The organism is Litorimonas sp., assembly GCA_029936425.1.
Lineage (GTDB): Bacteria > Pseudomonadota > Alphaproteobacteria > Caulobacterales > Maricaulaceae > Litorimonas.
The window spans coordinates 1-1,029 of the sequence record JAPYSU010000179.1 but is presented as its reverse complement, the minus strand read 5'-3'; the positions used below and the strand labels follow the sequence as shown (position 1 = coordinate 1,029).

The following is a 1,029-nucleotide window of genomic DNA, read 5'->3' as shown; positions in this document are numbered from 1 at the left end:
TGCCCCACTCCGTGAGAAACGTTGTCAAGAAGGAGCTTTCTTCTGACAATCTTCTCTGAAAATATCCGTGTAGGGCGTCCAGCGTGGCATACACCTTTGTGCCGTGTGGGATCCTTTTCACCAACTCCGCTGGGCTGGGGAAAGGACAATGTGGTCTGCTCACATTTTTGTTGAGCGAGGTGTAGTCTGTCACTAGGCGTAACTTGTCCTTTACTTTCTTTGTCACGAAATGAGATGGAGCACACCATCTTGTAGGCTCGTTCACTTTCTTTATTATGTCAGATTCCTCAAGTTCTTCAATCATTGACTTTGCGGTTTTTCTGTGCTGGAGGGGAACAATTCTCGCAACACCACATTTGTAAGGCTTGGCTGATGCATCCAGTTTGATCTCAGCATCGGGAAGGTCAAGCTTTATGTTCTTGTCAATTTTAGATCTCAAAACATCAGGAAATTTTTTAGAAAGTTTATCTCTTATTGACATGTGATTTGTGTCGTGTTGTGGGAGGTGTGTATTCACCTGATTGATAACTGTGGGCAGAGTGTCTTCCTGGTCGTACAGCCAATCGTCCTGGTCATCCACGTCATCCTCGCCAGACTCGTCCTCCTCTTCATCATCATTGTCATCATCATTGTCATCATAATCCTGGAGTTGTGGGAAATTCTCTGGGATGACCCGCAGTTTCACCAGGTCTGTGTATCCCACCAGTACAGCATCCGTTAACTTCTGGCAAATAGCAATCTGGACTCTTTTGACATGTTTTCCTGTGTGGATGTAGATGGATGTCCAACCAATTGGACATAGAGAATTACCAGCTGCATCCGTCACTTTGCATGTGATTGGTTCATCAGACATTTCCAACTTGTACTTTGCCAGGAAATCTTCTCCTGCGACGGAAATTCCAGCGCCAGTGTCAGCTTGAGTATGAATTTCCATTGGGTTTCTTGAACCAGCAGATGAGGAAATTTTTAGCTTGAGTGGAGGTGCTCTGGATGAGAACTGTGGGACTTTGGACAGTTTTGACAGTTTTG

1 pseudogene is annotated in these 1,029 nt (G+C 45.1%); it reads right to left on the bottom strand.

Annotated elements, in window-relative coordinates:
• Positions 1–934 (bottom strand): annotated as a pseudogene (locus ACN0IC_RS15830) (hypothetical protein); the annotation flags it as partial.
• Positions 935–1,029 lie beyond the last annotated feature (95 nt).